Source organism: Paenibacillus gansuensis (genome assembly GCF_042684925.1).
GTDB lineage: Bacteria > Bacillota > Bacilli > Paenibacillales > DY6 > Paenibacillus_N > Paenibacillus_N gansuensis.
Map to the genome: position 1 here is coordinate 1 of NZ_JBHUME010000022.1, position 16,260 is coordinate 16,260.

General features: G+C 48.5%; 24 protein-coding genes. 7 read left to right on the forward strand and 17 right to left on the reverse strand.

Annotated elements, in window-relative coordinates; genetic code table 11:
* Positions 1 to 91: 91 nt before the first annotated feature.
* The 7 genes from ACFSUF_RS25160 to ACFSUF_RS25190 form a co-directional block, all read right to left on the reverse strand.
* Entirely contained in the window at positions 92 to 529 is a 438-nt protein-coding gene (locus ACFSUF_RS25160; RefSeq protein ID WP_377607848.1) for a hypothetical protein, read from the reverse strand.
* Positions 530 to 544: 15 nt separating this feature from the next.
* The gene (locus tag ACFSUF_RS25165; protein ID WP_377607850.1) at positions 545 to 760 is read right to left on the reverse strand and encodes a cold-shock protein; all 216 of its coding nucleotides are present in this window, start codon (positions 758 to 760) and stop codon (positions 545 to 547) included.
* Positions 761 to 826: 66 nt separating this feature from the next.
* Entirely contained in the window at positions 827 to 1,276 is a 450-nt protein-coding gene (locus ACFSUF_RS25170; protein WP_377607852.1) for a hypothetical protein, read from the reverse strand.
* A 4-nt stretch (positions 1,277 to 1,280) separates the two neighbouring features.
* The gene (locus tag ACFSUF_RS25175; protein ID WP_377607854.1) at positions 1,281 to 1,460 is read right to left on the reverse strand and encodes a hypothetical protein; all 180 of its coding nucleotides are present in this window, start codon (positions 1,458 to 1,460) and stop codon (positions 1,281 to 1,283) included.
* An 11-nt stretch (positions 1,461 to 1,471) separates the two neighbouring features.
* The gene (locus tag ACFSUF_RS25180) at positions 1,472 to 3,034 is read right to left on the reverse strand and encodes a TOTE conflict system archaeo-eukaryotic primase domain-containing protein (RefSeq protein WP_377607855.1); all 1,563 of its coding nucleotides are present in this window, start codon (positions 3,032 to 3,034) and stop codon (positions 1,472 to 1,474) included.
* Between the two features lie 100 nt (positions 3,035 to 3,134).
* On the reverse strand, positions 3,135 to 3,368 hold the full coding sequence (locus tag ACFSUF_RS25185; protein ID WP_377607887.1) for a helix-turn-helix domain-containing protein: 234 nt from the start codon (positions 3,366 to 3,368) through the stop codon (positions 3,135 to 3,137).
* Positions 3,369 to 3,635: 267 nt separating this feature from the next.
* The gene (locus ACFSUF_RS25190; RefSeq protein WP_377607857.1) at positions 3,636 to 3,854 is read right to left on the reverse strand and encodes a hypothetical protein; all 219 of its coding nucleotides are present in this window, start codon (positions 3,852 to 3,854) and stop codon (positions 3,636 to 3,638) included.
* A gap of 136 nt (positions 3,855 to 3,990) precedes the next feature.
* Here ACFSUF_RS25190 and ACFSUF_RS25195 point away from each other — a divergent pair, with 136 nt between their 5' ends.
* On the forward strand, positions 3,991 to 4,224 hold the full coding sequence (locus ACFSUF_RS25195) for a hypothetical protein (protein WP_377607859.1): 234 nt from the start codon (positions 3,991 to 3,993) through the stop codon (positions 4,222 to 4,224).
* Positions 4,225 to 4,353: 129 nt separating this feature from the next.
* Here the strand turns inward: ACFSUF_RS25195 and ACFSUF_RS25200 are convergent, their stop codons facing one another.
* Positions 4,354 to 4,698 (reverse strand): hypothetical protein, encoded by a 345-nt coding sequence (locus ACFSUF_RS25200; RefSeq protein ID WP_377607860.1) that lies wholly within the window; start codon positions 4,696 to 4,698, stop codon positions 4,354 to 4,356.
* Complete coding sequence (locus ACFSUF_RS25205; protein ID WP_377607862.1) at positions 4,698 to 4,970, reverse strand: hypothetical protein; 273 nt, start codon at positions 4,968 to 4,970, stop codon at positions 4,698 to 4,700. Before ACFSUF_RS25205 ends, ACFSUF_RS25200 begins: the two co-directional genes overlap by 1 nt.
* Positions 4,971 to 5,105: 135 nt before the next feature.
* Here ACFSUF_RS25205 and ACFSUF_RS25210 point away from each other — a divergent pair, with 135 nt between their 5' ends.
* Positions 5,106 to 5,333, forward strand: a complete 228-nt coding sequence (locus ACFSUF_RS25210; protein WP_377607864.1) for a helix-turn-helix domain-containing protein — start codon at positions 5,106 to 5,108, stop codon at positions 5,331 to 5,333.
* 19 nt (positions 5,334 to 5,352) lie between these two features.
* Here ACFSUF_RS25210 and ACFSUF_RS25215 read toward each other — a convergent pair whose 3' ends face one another.
* A complete protein-coding gene (locus tag ACFSUF_RS25215) occupies positions 5,353 to 5,577 on the reverse strand; it encodes a helix-turn-helix domain-containing protein (protein ID WP_377607866.1) in 225 nt (74 codons plus the stop codon).
* 283 nt (positions 5,578 to 5,860) lie between these two features.
* On the opposite strand from ACFSUF_RS25215, the gene ACFSUF_RS25220 reads away from it, so the two are divergent.
* The 4 genes from ACFSUF_RS25220 (at position 5,861) to ACFSUF_RS25235 (ending at position 8,477) form a co-directional block, all read left to right on the forward strand.
* Positions 5,861 to 6,061 carry a hypothetical protein gene (locus tag ACFSUF_RS25220; protein WP_377607868.1) on the forward strand — a complete coding sequence of 67 codons (201 nt, stop codon included), beginning with the start codon at positions 5,861 to 5,863 and terminating at the stop codon, positions 6,059 to 6,061.
* Between the two features lie 411 nt (positions 6,062 to 6,472).
* Positions 6,473 to 7,567: an FtsK/SpoIIIE domain-containing protein gene (locus tag ACFSUF_RS25225; RefSeq protein WP_377607869.1), complete on the forward strand. Its 1,095-nt coding sequence runs from the start codon at positions 6,473 to 6,475 to the stop codon at positions 7,565 to 7,567.
* Positions 7,503 to 8,111 carry a replication-relaxation family protein gene (locus ACFSUF_RS25230; RefSeq protein ID WP_377607871.1) on the forward strand — a complete coding sequence of 203 codons (609 nt, stop codon included), beginning with the start codon at positions 7,503 to 7,505 and terminating at the stop codon, positions 8,109 to 8,111. Before ACFSUF_RS25225 ends, ACFSUF_RS25230 begins: the two co-directional genes overlap by 65 nt.
* A 111-nt stretch (positions 8,112 to 8,222) precedes the next feature.
* Positions 8,223 to 8,477: a hypothetical protein gene (locus tag ACFSUF_RS25235; protein WP_377607873.1), complete on the forward strand. Its 255-nt coding sequence runs from the start codon at positions 8,223 to 8,225 to the stop codon at positions 8,475 to 8,477.
* Between the two features lie 83 nt (positions 8,478 to 8,560).
* On the opposite strand, the gene ACFSUF_RS25240 is transcribed toward ACFSUF_RS25235, so the two are convergent.
* The 3 genes from ACFSUF_RS25240 to ACFSUF_RS25250 all read right to left on the reverse strand — a co-directional run bounded on the left by ACFSUF_RS25240 (position 8,561) and on the right by ACFSUF_RS25250 (position 11,203).
* Positions 8,561 to 8,983 (reverse strand): hypothetical protein, encoded by a 423-nt coding sequence (locus tag ACFSUF_RS25240; protein WP_377607875.1) that lies wholly within the window; start codon positions 8,981 to 8,983, stop codon positions 8,561 to 8,563.
* A 373-nt stretch (positions 8,984 to 9,356) separates the two neighbouring features.
* The gene (locus ACFSUF_RS25245) at positions 9,357 to 9,938 is read right to left on the reverse strand and encodes a hypothetical protein (RefSeq protein ID WP_377607876.1); all 582 of its coding nucleotides are present in this window, start codon (positions 9,936 to 9,938) and stop codon (positions 9,357 to 9,359) included.
* A gap of 1,142 nt (positions 9,939 to 11,080) precedes the next feature.
* On the reverse strand, positions 11,081 to 11,203 hold the full coding sequence (locus tag ACFSUF_RS25250; RefSeq protein ID WP_377607889.1) for a putative holin-like toxin: 123 nt from the start codon (positions 11,201 to 11,203) through the stop codon (positions 11,081 to 11,083).
* A gap of 377 nt (positions 11,204 to 11,580) precedes the next feature.
* Between ACFSUF_RS25250 and ACFSUF_RS25255 the strand changes: the two genes are divergently transcribed.
* Positions 11,581 to 12,132 carry a site-specific integrase gene (locus tag ACFSUF_RS25255; protein ID WP_377607878.1) on the forward strand — a complete coding sequence of 184 codons (552 nt, stop codon included), beginning with the start codon at positions 11,581 to 11,583 and terminating at the stop codon, positions 12,130 to 12,132.
* A gap of 209 nt (positions 12,133 to 12,341) precedes the next feature.
* On the opposite strand, the gene ACFSUF_RS25260 is transcribed toward ACFSUF_RS25255, so the two are convergent.
* The 4 genes from ACFSUF_RS25260 to ACFSUF_RS25275 form a co-directional block, all read right to left on the reverse strand.
* Positions 12,342 to 12,821, reverse strand: coding sequence for a phBC6A51 family helix-turn-helix protein (locus tag ACFSUF_RS25260; protein WP_377607880.1), 480 nt, complete (start codon positions 12,819 to 12,821; stop codon positions 12,342 to 12,344).
* 552 nt (positions 12,822 to 13,373) lie between these two features.
* The gene (locus ACFSUF_RS25265; RefSeq protein ID WP_377607882.1) at positions 13,374 to 15,173 is read right to left on the reverse strand and encodes a tape measure protein; all 1,800 of its coding nucleotides are present in this window, start codon (positions 15,171 to 15,173) and stop codon (positions 13,374 to 13,376) included.
* Positions 15,158 to 15,538, reverse strand: coding sequence for a hypothetical protein (locus tag ACFSUF_RS25270; RefSeq protein ID WP_377607883.1), 381 nt, complete (start codon positions 15,536 to 15,538; stop codon positions 15,158 to 15,160). The genes ACFSUF_RS25265 and ACFSUF_RS25270 overlap by 16 nt, the downstream gene beginning before the upstream one ends.
* A 50-nt stretch (positions 15,539 to 15,588) precedes the next feature.
* Positions 15,589 to 16,260 (reverse strand): hypothetical protein (locus ACFSUF_RS25275; protein WP_377607885.1); only part of this gene is annotated, 672 nt, incomplete at its 5' end.

Here is a 16,260-nt window from a genome sequence, read left to right on the forward strand (position 1 = left end):
TAAACCTAGCGCTGTCACCGATAATTTCGTTTGCTCTCGCAAAGTAATCTCTTGCTTTTTGGATTTTTGGCATATTGTTTAACCCCCATTTTTATAATGCAGCGATGATTGATTCGCCGCGTTCTAATGCATCATTGGCTAACTGCATAATGTTCGGTATGAACTTCGTATGATGGCGTACGATAACCGTCTTAACGCCGCGCTGATTTGCGAAAGCTCGTACGTGTTCTCGGTACTCTATACTCCTTACGAAGCAGTCGGATCCGCAGCGATAAATTACCGTTTCGGTAACGTCGTCAACGTATCTCATTGCCTCGTAACATACCGACAACAATGTTTGCCTTACGCTTAACCGCCTATCGCCTTCCCTGGCGTAGTATAGCGACATTACAACGTAGGGAATCCAGGAGGCCTTTCCAGCCTCCGTACCCTCCCGTTTGACTAACTCAACGCCGGCAATTATCCGGTCCTCGTCGATTTTAGTAATGGCGATGTTTATGTACGTCACCGCTTCTTCGATCGCGCTCAACCGGCTCACCCCGTCTTAATATTCGTAGATAACGGATACGTTCTTGGCGCTGGATCCGCGGTGACTCTTCTCGATATCGAACGATACCTTAGCGCCTTCCTCTAACGTCCGATAACCGTCGCTGTTGATGGCGGAGTAATGTACGAATACGTCGCCCGCTGCGTCCTCCCGTGTGATAAAACCGTATCCTTTCTCTGCGTTAAACCATTTCACTGTACCTTTTGCTTCCATTTGTCATTTCCCCCTGTATTGTTTTTTTTGGTATATGCTAACCCGCTCTCGTTTTGAAAACGGGGGCTACCCGTATTTAACGAACGTTTTGTCTGTTACCGGATACTTTTCCGGCCACTCTCCCGCCGTAATGCCGGCGAGCATGACGAAATAAACCGCAGCGCGTATCTCCGGTTTTGTGATTCCGTAGTTAGTTGTCGGTGAATAGGTTCTGCAGTACATGGTCGCCAGCCGTTCACATAGCGCCCAAAACTTCGGCGGTTCCATATTCCGGAGGTGTACCGGTTTGTTTGCCATACGCGTTACAAACTCGATAATTTGGCGCAGGATATCGGCGCTCATTTCGTCCGTTACCCAATAGACCGCAAGCTTTAGCGGCCGCTTGTTTGGCGCGTAAGTAACATAGGTAAAGCCGTCTTCATTCATCGTTATAGCCTGCTTTCGCGGCTTAGCGGTGTTGCCGTTCGTATTTGCCCGCTTGTTGCCCGTGGCGTTTAACGTCCGCCCGTAAGACAAGAAACTAACGACGTCTCCGGTCGTTAATTACGTGAAGCTCGAAATACCGGCAACGTACCGGATCGTCTCGATAATACTTGCATCGATCGTCCTTCTCTTTCGTGAGCTGCTTCATAATCGCGCACGTTCTGTCCGGATTTATGTAGCCGCAGTAACGCGCAGCCTGGTCCGCTTTCTCATGCACGGATTCACCTCCTACGCCAGTTTCATGGCCCGTAATTGCTTCGGTTCGTACATCTTGGCCGCGATCGCACGTAACAGCGCTCGACCGTCCAGTCCGTCGTCGAACGAAATGGAGTCGATAACCTCTGCTTCTTCAACGGGCTCGAACAGCAGCCGGTACGTCGTGGCCAGACCTTCGTAATAGCCGTTTTTCGGGATGTCCGCGGTGATATAGCCCTTCTCAACAAGTCCCTGGCGATGCTTACTTATTACAGCGAAGTGCATTGGCCGCGGTTTGTTGAGGAGCTTCTGAATGTCACGGTCCGACGTGTAGAACGTCCCGTTTCGCGCGTACGCCTTCGAACGTAGAAGCAGCGCCCATAACAGGTCCCTACGGTAACGGTTGCTTACCGACGTCACCCAATCGATTTCAGCGCGTGTTACGGATATCTCGCGGACCGTCGAATACAGACCGTCGGTTGTCGGGATCCATTCGAGTATCGCGTCAATCTCGCGTGCGCATTGGTCGATCGGCGTAAGTGCGAGGCCGGCCGCTATCTGCTTCTCCGTCCATTCGAGGATCTGCGCGCGTATCGTTTCGGTATCGTTGCCGGCGATGTGAAATAAATAAAGAGCAAGTTCCCTCGTCGCTCTCCAACGGGTCCCTTGCTCTACTAAGCCTCTCGTTAACAGCCGGTGAGCTGTGTTTATCTTGTCGTCCTCGGTCCGGAATAGCCGCGCATCCGTAATTACGACCGCCTGGCGCGCCTTCTGCTGCTCTTTGCGTTGTGATGCCTTGGTATCGGCTTCCTTACGCTGAATCTCTGCCTGCATCGCCTTAGCACGCGTTATGATGGGCGTTATGTCGTCGATACCTACGGGCTGGATCCGTAAAAGGTAATCGTGCGATTCCAGGACGCCGAACGGTTCCAACGTCTGCAGATCGCAATAGGCGGCGAAGTTTCCCGTCTTATGATGGTACGTTAGCGGCAGCTTCCAGGCGTGGCCGTTACCCTTGTTCGGCCGGAACTCGATCGGCTGGCCGGTTAAGTTCGATTTGTGCAGCACGTACGCGCCCAGCTCGTTCCACCGGTCGATATGCAAATGCTTGTCCGTGAATAGCTCGACGTGGTAGCCCTTACCGCCGCTGAACGAAACGTGAATCGCGTCTTCCGGAATCCCTTCGTCTATCAACGTCCTAATGATCTTTAGCGTATGGATCGGCGCCTGGTCTTTCGAATCAACGTCGAAACCGAAGTAACGAGAGTGGTCGCCGTATGCGAAGATAGCGAGCGGATTTAGGCCGGTGAAGTGGCGGTTAAATGACGCGTCACTCATCGGAAATTTACTGGCGGATTTCATTCCGTGCGTCTTCGCTTCTTCGAAGTTCTCGACGTATTGCTTCGTAACGTAGCGCGCTTCACTATCGACGCCGATAACGACGCCCCAACGCGAATAATCGATGTTATACAGTTGCTTGAACTTCTCTCTCGACCGTTGCTGTAGCGTCGTATAGCGGATTCCATAGCCGTCCTTAAACTCCGCGAGAGACTTGTGTCCGTGCTTTAGCGCGTGCTGCCGGTCTATCTTCGGCATTCGTTCGCCACATAGCGGACATTGTATCGTCAGTTCTTCCGTACCGTTCACCTCCCCGCTCAAAAATGAAGCGTAGATATTGTTTTGTTTTTTGTTCTTATCAAATTGTGTTTCTGATGCTTACCGTCTCTTCATAGTGCTGTAATATCCGACCTAACTTGTCCGGAGTCAGATTCAATTCCTTAATCAAGCGGTGACTGACCTTTTCCGATAGGGTACGTTTACGTTTAAATACTTGATTGATGTAGGAATCAGTTACGCCGGCATACTGCGCTATTTCAGCTTGTGTAAAACCGTATACGACTCGGATTTTGTGTAAGATTTCTTCCGTCATTCTCACGTCTTTAACCCCCTTTCCACGTAATTTGCTTAGGATTTTCTAACTTATAGCTAAAATAAAAAGCCCTCGACCCGCTAGGCATCCGGATCTAAGACTTTTGTGGAACGTATATAGGACCCTTGGCGAGGGGAGGCCTCTGTAGTTGATAATCCTTCGGTTGTAACGTATAGGTTTGAAACACAACAAAATAAAGGTAGTTGTTGAAAAAAAATTCCTCTACATAATACGTAGGTAGCTAAAGGGCAGAAATACAGGTAGTGTTTAAGATATTTCTTCGATACTGGCGATATCCGGTACATACACTTCTGCATAAATATCAGAAGGATGCGAAGACATCCCGTCAACGATGTACACCTGGTACGTTTCGAGTTCATCGTCAAAGACGATCTGCAGCGGTTCACAGATAAATGCGGCACCGTCCTTCATCGTAATTTTGACTCGTTTATCTTGCAACTTCTCTAATCTTTGTAATGTATTCATAATTAGACCTCTTCATAAAGTAGTGATTTCAAACCGGTAAATTACAAGCATTAGTACAAAAAAATTTTTGAATCCTCTGAAACCAAACACACGTTCCCTCGTATTACTATTATAACGCAAACGAGGAGGTCCCGATATGGCGCGACCGGTCATGTTGTACAAAGAATCGCATACACCCGATTATGTGACGTATAAGTTTGGTCCGGACCGCGATACCCTCGGCGTTATTCGCTTAGACTTGCGGACTGGCGACGTTGATGTGGTCGAGGACATTCCGAATTACGGCCTTTATCATCGCTTCCGAGCGCAGCAGTATCTTCAGCAGCTTTACGAAGAGGGCCGCTATCCGGAAGTAACGAGTTTTGCTTAATAACAAAGGAGACTCGCTAGGCTGCCTAATACCTAACGAATCCCCTCGTAAATTGTGCCGGTGTTTCCGTAAGAGTTTGGCGCCTCTTCACCAGCTATGTTCGTAGTCCCGTTGGCGCGGGGTTACGATCTAGTAACGTTCCTCGTAATCGGTATCGCCGACCAAACGTAATTCGAAATCCCGATCGGCCGATACGATGTTGGATACGCAGAACTCGAGCGCGGACGTTCCGGCAAAGTACGTAAGCAGCTCGAACGCATAATCAGTTAACGACTTGTCCGATTCGACGCCGCCGACTGGCGTATGAAGTATCAGCTCGTAAACGTTCGGATCCGATGTTGGCGCAACGGAATCGAGCCAGACGATATCTGCTTCGATATGGATAGCGGCATTCTCCGAGATAAGTACGGCCAGCACCGGTTGGCGTAAATCGCAGCCGTCGAGCCTGGCGAATGATAACGTAATGTTACGCATTAAGCTACCACCGCCTCCGGAAGATCGTCAACGTAAAATCCCATCTCTTCCAGTTGATCGACGGTAGCTTCGCACGCTCCCAGGACGGCTCTATTGCTAAGACCGAGGATTCTCTGCAGAGCTGCACCCCACACTAAGGCATTTAACGACGTTCCAACGAGGGAAACAACGTAATAACCATAGTCGGCAATCTCATACTTAATTGCGTAATTAGCTTCGTTCCTTGAATCGTACACTTGCCATAGGCCTTGGGAAATCGGTGGATAATTCATAAATGAAACCTCCCTATAATTTCATCGTATTATGTGGTATATTTTTCTTGTTGACTTGTTGACTAAATCATACTATCAGTTAGTATACTTGTCAACTAGTTGACATACATTTTTATACAATGGAGGTTTCATGCTTTGATTCGTCTCACTTTAGATAGACTCATGGAGGCACGCGGCCTCACTCAGAACGACATAATCGAGATGACCGGCATTAGCCGTAATACCGTTAAAGCGCTGGCTGCTAACGCTAATACACGCATTGACTTCCCGACGTTAGATGCACTATGCGAAGGACTGAACGTTAAGCCGGCGGAATTGATCGAATACATACCGAACAAAAAAGACGGCAGCAGCTCGGAGTAATTCCGAAACTGTTACCGTCTTACATATCCCAAAATTTATCGGCCTTTACCGAAGGATCCACTTCGCGTAGGGCCTTTATTATTTTCTGCATCGTCGTACCACTCGGTATGTAATCATCGTCGTTACAAAGACTCGTTATCGTTGTTTTACTTACTTTCCCCTGTTTCGCAAGCCATTCCTGTTTAATGCCCCGCTTATCCAGCCATTCGCCCAACTTCGTCCGCGGCTTCCCCAATCCGAACATAATATCACTCTCCTGGTACCATCATGGTCCAAGAGTCGAGAATTTATCCGTATATCTGCAAAATTTTTTTGGAATAACGGACAACCGGCTCGACGTATTCCTTTATCAGTACGACGGAACGTTCCGATACCTCTTCCGGAAAGAGGACGAAAAACCGTGTTAGTCGCGATTTGACGGGCGCCGAAATGCCGCGAAATTACTGCGTTTATAGGCGTTACCTACCGATATGGTCGACGGGTCAAAAACGGCGCTAAAACGGCATAAAAAACGGGAGGTTTTCGCTATGGTAACGACGGTCATAACGCTATCTGCTATCTTCGTTGGCGCGATCGGCATCGAGAAACGGTTAGAGTCGGTAGGTAACGAAAAGGGAGCGCAGCAGTTCGGCAGCTTCGGTAAATGGTTCGCGATCGGGGCGGCCGGCTACATCGTATATCTGACCGCTGGCGCCGCAATAGCGCTACTCGCTACGCTGCTATCGTAAGACGCCGCCTTTTCTACCGTTAAACAAAGACATGTTGAAGAGTGGCACCGATCGAAACGGTCGATAAGTGTGAAGCCTATCGCCAAATGTTCCCGCGACTGTTCCGGCCGGCCTTCCGAATGGGACGAAATATTCGAACGTTCGAACCTCCGGACAACCAAATTCCCCGACGTCGGGTATTATTCCAACCGGTCATCCATCCGTTATTCCAGCGCAGCATAGTTCCCCATGTGGGGAAGTAGTCTAGACATCTGGACGTTTTACCTCGTCCTAACTCATTCCGCCTACGTGAAAGAATCTATAGGATTTGGAGGAGCTTCCATGTTATTAGAGTCGGTGGGCGTTGGTCTGATTGTTGGTTGTATGGGTTCTCTCTTTTCATCTTTATCTTTTAGGTCTTCATCTTTAGGTTTGCAGCAGACGCTCGCTCTCACGTTCGACGCCCTGGGTATCAAGGTGAGCCGCGGGGATTCCGTTACGCTCCCGACGATCACCGCCCAATACGAGCATGAATGGGGATACCGGCTGCTCATAAAGCTACCTAGCGGCGTCAGCTCGGCGGACGTAATTAAGCAACAGCGCGCGATTTCAGAGGCGCTACGGGCCGACATCGAGGCGTATTGGAAGAACGGACTCGTTATCGACGTATTCACGCGAAAGTTACCGGCAAAGGTTCTGTACGTCGCCGAGAAACGTAACGACTGGAAGGTGCCGATCGGCGTTAACCGGCGCGGGGAAACAAGGTACTTTGACTTCGCGGGGCCATTTCCACATCTATTAACCGGGGGAATAGCAGGTGGAGGAAAGTCAGTTATAAGCCGTGGCATCATAACCTCACTCGTACTCGGAGATCGTACGGACCTGTACTTATGTGACCTTAAAGGTGGCGTTGAACTCGGGATGTTCCGGAATTTTCGCTGCACGTTAGGTTTCGCCGATAATCTGCAAAAAGTCGCGGAGCTGGCGGAGAGGGCCGAACGGGAAATGAACGGACGGTACGCGATAATGGCCGCTAATGGCTCACAGGATTGGCATGGGCGGCGCTTAGTCTTCGTAATGGACGAAATGGCGGATTTAAAGACGCGGCCAGGCGATCCTGAGGCGGACGTTAAGAATCGCATTAAATCGGTTCTGACGCGTATATCCGCCAAGGGAAGGGCAGCGGGTGTAATTCTAATGCTAAGCACGCAAAGACCGTCTGCGGACGTTATAGATGGCCTCATAAAAACGAATATCGCTACATCAATCTCGTTCAAGACACGCGACGGTACGCAATCACGAATTATCATCGACTCTACGGACGCGGCGGATCTGCCGGATATCCCGGGACGTTGTATATATCAGCAACAAAATGACGAGATACTGCAGACGTTTCTTTTGTCGTATGAGGACGCTAAAAAACTGCTCGCAAATTGCGAAATGAAGACGGAGGAGAATGTTAATGACGTTAATGAATCTCAGCCAGGCGAAAGTCTCGCGGCATATGGAAATATTACAGTCCTTTGATACGCTCGGCTTTCTTACGACGTCCCAGGTACAGCAGCTCCACAATCTCGGGGGCCGGCGCAATACGACGCGGATCCTCTCCGATATGGCGGAATATCTCAGTTCGTTCTTCCTGGACGAAAAGGTTTACTACCTTAACGCTCACGGCCGCAAGACGATCGGCAGCACAACGATACGCCGGCGAACGATTCAGATTCACCATACGCTGATTCGTAACCAGGTCTACGTCCGCTTTCGGCCGACTGAGCTATGGAAGCCGGAACACGTAATCAAATGGGATGATAAACAGCTCGTAACAGACGCGACTTTCCGCCTCAACGGGCAATACGTGTTCCTGGAAGTCGACGTAACCCAACCGATGGCTGCAAACGAGCGCAAAATCGAACTATACCGCGAACTCCGCGAATCGGGCCGCTGGCAGCAGAAATACGGCGTGTTTCCGTCGATCCTATACGTTACCGTCAGCGAGTACCGACAAAAGCGGCTACGGGCGATTATGGGCGATCTGAAAGCGGAAGTGTTGACGGTTGCCGATGTAAAATAAAGGGATTCGGCCGGTTAATGACGAAATTTAATGTGCTTAATGTTCAAAAATGAAGCGTAGATATTGTTTTGTTTTTTGTTCTTATACTTTTTATTAACGGAGGTATTCGTATTGGAAACGGAAAAGAAGCTAACGTTTGAGGAAAGAAGTAATTTAGAAATCGAGAAACATAACGAAAAATCCACCAGCAAGCTCTATACGATCGTCGGAATACTTGTAGCGTTTTTCGGCTTATCCATCGGAATCTATAATGATACTGTATGGACTTCGCTGCTTATTTACATTCCAATCGGCATGATCGTTATGGGAATTGGCGATATTATCAACTTCCTGCGTAAGATCAACGATAAACTCGACAAACTGTAGTACGTTTCCTACTTCTTGACGCTCCCGCTGGGGCTACGTCCTCCAAGTCAGGATCGGTTCTTCTTATAAGTTTTCTCTTGACTTTATGGGTTTAAAACTTCACCCTGGTAGGCTGAAAGTAAGGACAACGGCGATAGAACACCTACCTGCGCCCACGCAGGAAAATAAACGTAGGCGCGGTAAGTGTGCTGTTCACCCCGTTTAGGATCAGTGAAGGAATCCGTCTCCATGCCCGAACAGTAGCTTTTTACGCTACCCGTACCTTTTTCTACGCAAAGCCAATCCTGCGTAATTGATACGGCCACCCCGCCTTGCGACGGCTTGGCTTCCTCCAGACCGTTTACCGGCGTCCTCCCGTTAGACTTACGAATCAGCGGGGGCATGGGTCCGCTTAACGACCGTAACGCTGATTTATCGCATCGGCTCAGCTCACCGTCCGCCAAGTTTACCGTGTTGCTAGTGCTTTCCACGTTGGCGCAGCGTAACCCTATCGCTAAAAAAGACAATAGGAAATTAAGCCTCACGTAGTCCTATTTCCAAAATTTGGATACGTGTGCCGGATATTCAGTTAGTGGAGCGTTTATGTACAAAAAAGAAGCCCCGACCTCCACATAAGGGAAATCAGGGCTTCTCGTACGCCGAATCTATCAATTCCGACATTATATACCGCTTGATAAACTATATCCAAAACGGGTATAATGGAATTAAACAAAGTCATTGTTGAGCGCCTGTTTCACCGTATGGGAGTACGGATGGAGCAGCATAGGGTTGGTAGCCCGAGCCGCTTGAAACGATGGCTTTATTTTTTTGTCCATAAATTGTTATGTAAGTTCTAGCAAATTAACTATATCACAGATTAGTAGATTGTGGGAAGTACCCTCACCGGCCGAATAGACGCGACCACACCGATTTATTTTTCTCCTCGCGGATCTCCCGAAGCTCCCGTAACACTTCGTCTAATTTCTCGCTACGTTCCCGATCGCGTTCTTCCTGGGCCGACGTTGAACCGGCTGCTATCTGTTTCTGCGCGTTCACTACTTCGTTAAGCGCCTTAATCTGTTCCTTTGCGTCGGACAATTCTATATACATCGCTTTGAGCATATCCTTTAGTTCGTTAATTACTTCCGGATCCGCCGTTAGCGAGGGGTTAGCGGGTAAATTATCGTTAGCAGATCCCGTTACGTTGTTAAGCTCATCTATGCGCCGGTACTGGTTTGCGACTCTCTGAGACGCGTTAGAGTACGACATGCCAGCGGCTAGATAATCCTTCATCTGACGTAACGCTATGGCATCGCGTTCTATATACGTTCTCCTATTGTGTTCATCGCGTAAAAACTCGTAGCCGGCCTTCTCGAGTTCGATCGACCACTTACGTACGGTAGACTCGCCGATATCAAGGTGTCTAGCGAGATCCTTCGACCACCACGTTTGTATATGCTGCGTTCTATCATCGTTCTGCATTCGTTACACCTCCGTTATGTTATACGTTTCGACGGAGGCTGCCGTTTTCCTTCCCTATTAACAAAGAAAAAGCCTCCACACAGCGTGGTATTGCTGCAAGGAGACTCGATACATGTACTATATTAAAAATTGCGACGAGACATCAGTGGTGCGTTTAATGGTATTAAGCCAAGATATCCAAGTACATCAATCACCCGTACATTTTTTAAATCTAATGTTACGTTACTATAAAGAAATTTTGCCTGGACAGCAATCTGTCCTGGAAACATGTACTCGAAATATGCGGCGATATTATGCACGGGTACATTAGTAGCTTTGAAGTTAATTAGACTATCTGGGTAAAGCGGTCTTTTAATTTTGTCCAAATGAACAGAACAATCACACTCACAATTAGAGCTTCCGAGTGGGCCGCAAACACAAGAACCTTCCGAACAACAGGCAGCTGCTGTGCTTGCAGATCCACAATCACAACAATCTACTCTTGAATCAGTGTAATAATACATTTTACTCGACCTCGTTCCCCATTTTATATAACCTTAATATTCCTGGGTCTTTGTCTGGGTTCCAGTTTTTGAGTTAGGGCAGGATAAGGGGATCGGCGCAGTAACGCCTACGGATCACCGGCAAAGCCTGCGACACCAACGTTTTGGCGCGCCTACGAATAGGGCTACGAATAGGTTGATACTCCGCTACAATTTGTGGTATATTTTACCTACTAAATCCGGAAGCACCGGTCGAACGGTCCCACGCGAAAGCATCGCGGAGGGGCCTTTTTGTTACGGTGAGACGGAGAAAAACTTCCAAATAGGTAATTTTTTTTGCATTGATTATTCGCACGGTGACGCGGTTTTCCTAGGTTTTGTCGCCTCAAAACGGGTTGACTTAAAGTCAAACGGCGTAAATCGAAGCATGTACGTGTATTTATATGTATAATTGGGCAAAAATCGTGAAATTAGCGGATTGTCACTTCCCGAGGTAAACGGTATTCTTCTAAACAAGGGAAAGTTGTATTACATGAAAAAAAAAACAGCAGAAATGTGTGCGAGACATTTCCACTGTTCATATCAAGACGAGGCTGCTCTCTCAATGCCTTGTGTACGTTAAATACCTACCTTACTGGTGCGATCCTAGGGGTAGGTATTTTATTTTAGGTATTGTAAAAGAGCTAACAAAAGCATACAGGATCCGATCATAAGTTGAATAGCGTCTTTTATCTTCATAGCCTCACCTCCTTGGCCTGGTAAGGAGAGAGGCTCGCACTGCATCTTGATATATGGATAATTATACTCTACCACATATTGTGCATCTAATTACCGAAAGACGATTATCCCAATAAATCGGACGGCTTGTCACCCATTTGCTTCCTTTTTCTCTGTGAATCTCTCTTTTTTGTGTTTTTAGGTAATAGGCATAATCATTTAAATTAAGACCCAAAGTTTTAAAACCTGCGCATAATGTCCGACCAGCTGAAAAGGGGTATAGGAGAGGCGGCCTTGGGGGTCCAGCCCTTTGTCCGAATGTACGAAAATAGATATTTTGATACATACAAAACGTTGATATTACTGGATATTCATGCTAAGATACTCTTATCATAACGTTATCGTACATTCAACGTACGAAAATAGTTGCGGAGGGTAATCGAATGGGTAATGAGAAGAACGTGCAGCCGTTGCGTACGCTGCAGGATATCGACGATATGAAGCAGTCATTACGGAGATGGTGCGGCGAGCGCGATCGGTTCCTGTTTGTCTTCGGAATCAATACGGGGTTACGTGTATCGGATATATTGCCGCTAACGGCCGGTGAGGTTCGAGGTAAGGAACACGTTATCATTACGGAGAAGAAGACGGGGAAGAAGCGGCGGGTTTATATCGGCGATTTACGGGACGATATTAGCGCGTATACGGCCGGCATGGACGATAAGGATCCGTTATTCGCCAGCCGCAAGGGGAACGCTCCTATAACGCCAACACAAGCGTACAGAGCGCTCGTTAAGGCCGGCGAGATGATCGATCGGGACGATATCGGAACGCATACGATGCGGAAGACGTTCGGCTACCACTACTACCGGCGCACGAAGGATATCGCGTTCCTGCAGGAGATATTCAACCACTCCGCGCCATCGATTACGAAACGGTATATCGGCATTACCCAGGAAGAGATCGACGAAACGTTAAAGGGATTCAAGCTATAACGAGAAGGAGCGCAGAAATAGCGCTCTTTTTTACGTTAGGGTCGAAAGTTTTGGAGGGGTCACGCGTCAGACACTCCGTGCTGAAAAATCGGTACGAAAGCGCAATATTGTAACAGGTAGTTTGACGTCTCCAAACGTTGATAGGACGCTGAAATCCGCTATTTTCGGGCATTTTCGTGCGAGTTCGCATGGGAACCGGTGTGTTGTGATTACACTCCGAGGAAGCTATGTAACCACGGTATATCTGCGGCCATCATTTCAAACGTTACTTTACGTTGGTGTTTCGCTGCTTTCCGCTGTATTGTCCGCCGCAGCTCCGCCTGGAAGTCCGATCGCCGTTCCCATCGGTATAACGTCATTCGCGATATGCCGAGTGTAGACGCAATAATTTCGCGCGCAGGACGTTCGCGGCCACATTCGGATAACATATCGATCGCTTCGTAATGGCGGATATCTAACGGTAATCTTCGCTTAGGATAGTTACCTTTCCGTTTACATCTACGTTTACGTATACGTATCAGCTCCGTTAATAAAAAGTATAAGAACAAAAACAAAAGAAATACATATGGGCTTATTTTGAACACGAAAAAGGACCCCCGGCAAAAGCCAAGGATCCTCAACGTGCGACTGTCTAAACATGTAGTTATACCCAGTTCACAAAGTTTTAAACAAAAAGGTGTTGACAACACAAAAACCCCTGTGGTATATTTAAATCAGAGGGACCCGTATTGCCATTTTATGCTATTGGTCTTTCTGTAGGCTTCGATGTCTGGTAAACATCGGATTGCGTGCCTAATGCTGTGTCTCACACACATCAATTTATGACGACAAAAATATATTACCATCGGCAATTTTAAATTGCAAGCGGAAAATAATATAAAAGAGTCTGAAAAAATTGAATTGAGCGGAAGCCGACTACATAGATCAAACAGCTAGGACGGTACTTACGAAAGCCCTCGAGTAATCATGAGGAGGGCGACGAGATGCTTATGTGTCCTTTGTCTAAACCCGTACGAGTGAGTGAGCACCTAAGACGTGCACACTTCGTTAACGGGCATTTCAGAAACACACGCTACGGTCGCGTATGGGTTTCCGAACACATTCGCAGCGGTTCCGTAGTAAGAGAGCACTGCAGAAGTTTTGCGGCGTAATCATTCAAAAATCATAAGCAAGTGAGAAATACAGCCACGCAAGAACCCCATTGGAGCCGATCCAGTGGGGTTGCTGTTTTTATGGCTTGTTTAGTAACCGTATGCTACGTTTCCTTCCGAGTTCATAACGAGTTTAGCGAGCTTCTTCGCCAGGTCGTCGATGTCCGATTCCTGCCGGATAATAACGGTATCAGCGATTTTAGCGATAGTGATTCCACCGCTGCCACTACGGCCAGACCGGTAACTATCGGCTTCCGCTTTCGTTAGAAGCTGTTCGTCTTTATGCGCGATCATCGGGAAACCGTTATACGGCACCCGGCGAAGGCCTCCGGCACGTTTCGTAGGTTGGTTATCGCCACGTACGGCATTCCCTAACGTATTCAACCAGGCGGGGTTACTCTTGAAGTCGTCGAGCTGTTTACGCCAGAATCCGCCGTCCAATACGGAAAGCTTCGGAGCTGCAGTAAGCTGCGTCGGTCCGGTTAACGTCGGATTCAGTGCTGCGGACTGCTTCGCAAGATAACGCTTCTCGGACGCCTCGGACGCCGCGTTGATCGTTCCTGTCGCTGCTACACCGGCCGCTGCCGCCACTTTAACCTGGATAGGTCCCGGCGTCGCGAATCCCGCTAACGCTGCGCTAAGTAACGGATTCGACTTAACGAGATCGTTCAATCCCGAAATTAAGCCGCGACCTAACGCACTCCCCGCCTGCTTACCGATACTCAGCATGGCGGCCTCGCCTCCGTTGCTGTACCACGATTGGAAGTTCTTCGATAGGTCGTTGAACGCGTAGACCATCTTCCCTTTGATATCCAGCTTATTAAACGCCGGATTATCGAAGTAGTTCGTCTTCAAGTACGTGAACGACTTATCTAGCTTCGAAAGCAGCCAATCAGAAGCCCGCGCCGCCGCGTTCTGGAGTCTCTTACCCCACCGGTCAATCGTATCGCCGTTCGCGTTAATCCACGTTGTCAGCCGGTCGAAACGCGGTTTCAGCGAGGAAGCAAGCCCGTCGCCCCACTTTTTAAGGATCTGCGTGTTAAACGTATCCTTAATCGTCGAAAACATGCCCTCTAACGATTTACTTTGCTTCTCCATCATCTCGGGGAAACGAGTATTCATGCCGTCGATTAACGTACGAATGGCCGCGTCAGCTGGGATAATCCCCTTCTCGCTCATTTTCATTACTTCCTGCGTTGTTACGCGCATTTTCTTAGCCAAAATTTCCCAAACGGGAATACCGGCCTCGACTAATTGCAGCGCTTCGTCACCCTGCAGGCGCCCTTTAGCTTTAATCTGACCGATCGCCAGCGTTAGACGGTCGATACCTTCGCCACCAATTCCGAGTCCGGCCGCAGCGTTACCGAGGCCTGTCATGTACGGTATCACCTGTTTAGCGTCGAATCCGAACGCTAGGAGGCGTTTAGATGCGTCTCGTAGTTGGGGAAGCTCGAAGGGCGTACTATTCGAGAACTTCGTTAAATCCGCAAGGAACGTCTGCGCTTTCGTTGCGGATCCGAGCATTGTCGTAAACGCAATATCCGCCTGTTCCGCCTGGCTCGAAAGCTTCAACGGCTGGATAATACCACCATACGCTGCGCCGGTAGCGAGTAGAGCGGACTGTAGGCTAACGACTTTACTGGTCAATGCACCGATTCCGCCCGCAGCCGCGCCGAATCCGCTACGCATATGAGACATAGCGGACTTACTGGCACTTCCCATACCGTAAAATGCACGCGAAGCAGCCGCTACCTTCCCGTTCATGCTACCGATCGACGCGCCCAAGCTGTCAGAGGAAGTCTTTACGAGGTGGAGATTACTTTTTACCTTTTTAAGCGGCGCCGACATCTGATCTACCATCTTAAGGCGTGCTACTAAATCATAGGCCATTCTATTTCAACTCCTTCCTTTTCGATTACTTTATCGAAAGCCTTAACGATCTTTTCGAATGTCTTTAACAACAACGCAGACTGTTTCCGCGCCTCCCGTACGTGCGTACCTTTCTCGCGGCCAATACGGTCCATTTCGTTAAACTCTGTCATTAGCGATTGCAAACGGTATCCGAAATGAGCCAATTCTTTAACCGGATGCCTACGGAAGCCTTGCGCAATCGCTACGTATTCGCGGTATTCTTCTGGGAAGCGCTCCTCATAGCGCCAATCTCCGCATTTCTCCGCAAATAACTCGGTAAACCGATTGATAAGCGGTGTTAGACGGTCCATTCTAGCTTGTACAATATCGTCAATAACGTTCATTTTCGTTCACCTCCTCCCGTAATAAAAAAGAGACCGGCCGCAGCCGATCCCTATTCGTACTCTTTCGCTTTCTTGCGTTCAGCTTCTGCTTGTCTCCATTTCTCAAAGACTGCATCTTCTAGTCTTTGTTCATGGTCCGACTGTTTAGGTTTGGCTTCTACCTTTTCCGGATCAACGTAATCTGCCGGCCGCTCTCCTGGGTTCCTCTCGAAGTACGCATCCGTATTGTTCATAAATACGCTTTGCTCGCGCCCGAAAGCGATAGTAGCAGCTTCTTGAACGATTCCAGGCGGATATAACTTCGGGTCTTCCTCGATACTCTTTGCCGTTTCAAGGATTTCTCGCGCTTCCCGTACTTCATCCGTTTCAAACTTGCTTTTAAGCCCGTCGTAAGCCTGCGAAAGCTGCAAACGGTACTTAGCCGAATCCGCTCCACCGGCTAACGAAACGATCGGCATCGCAATGTCGGCGTACTGCTCACGCACTAGATTCGCCAAATATGGATCATCTAAGCGTTGGATAAAACCGTTCAACTTTGCGAATCCCGACTGAGCGGATGTAGTAAGCATAAGCTGCGTTTTCAAATCACGAAGTTCTGCCTCAAATCGGCTAAGTTTCGTAGCGTCCGGTTTAGTCGCTGCAGCGTAAACGACCGCGTCCGCTTCCTTAATCGCCTTACGTATGTTAGCGAGCATTTCCTGCTTACGAGTATGAGTTTTCTG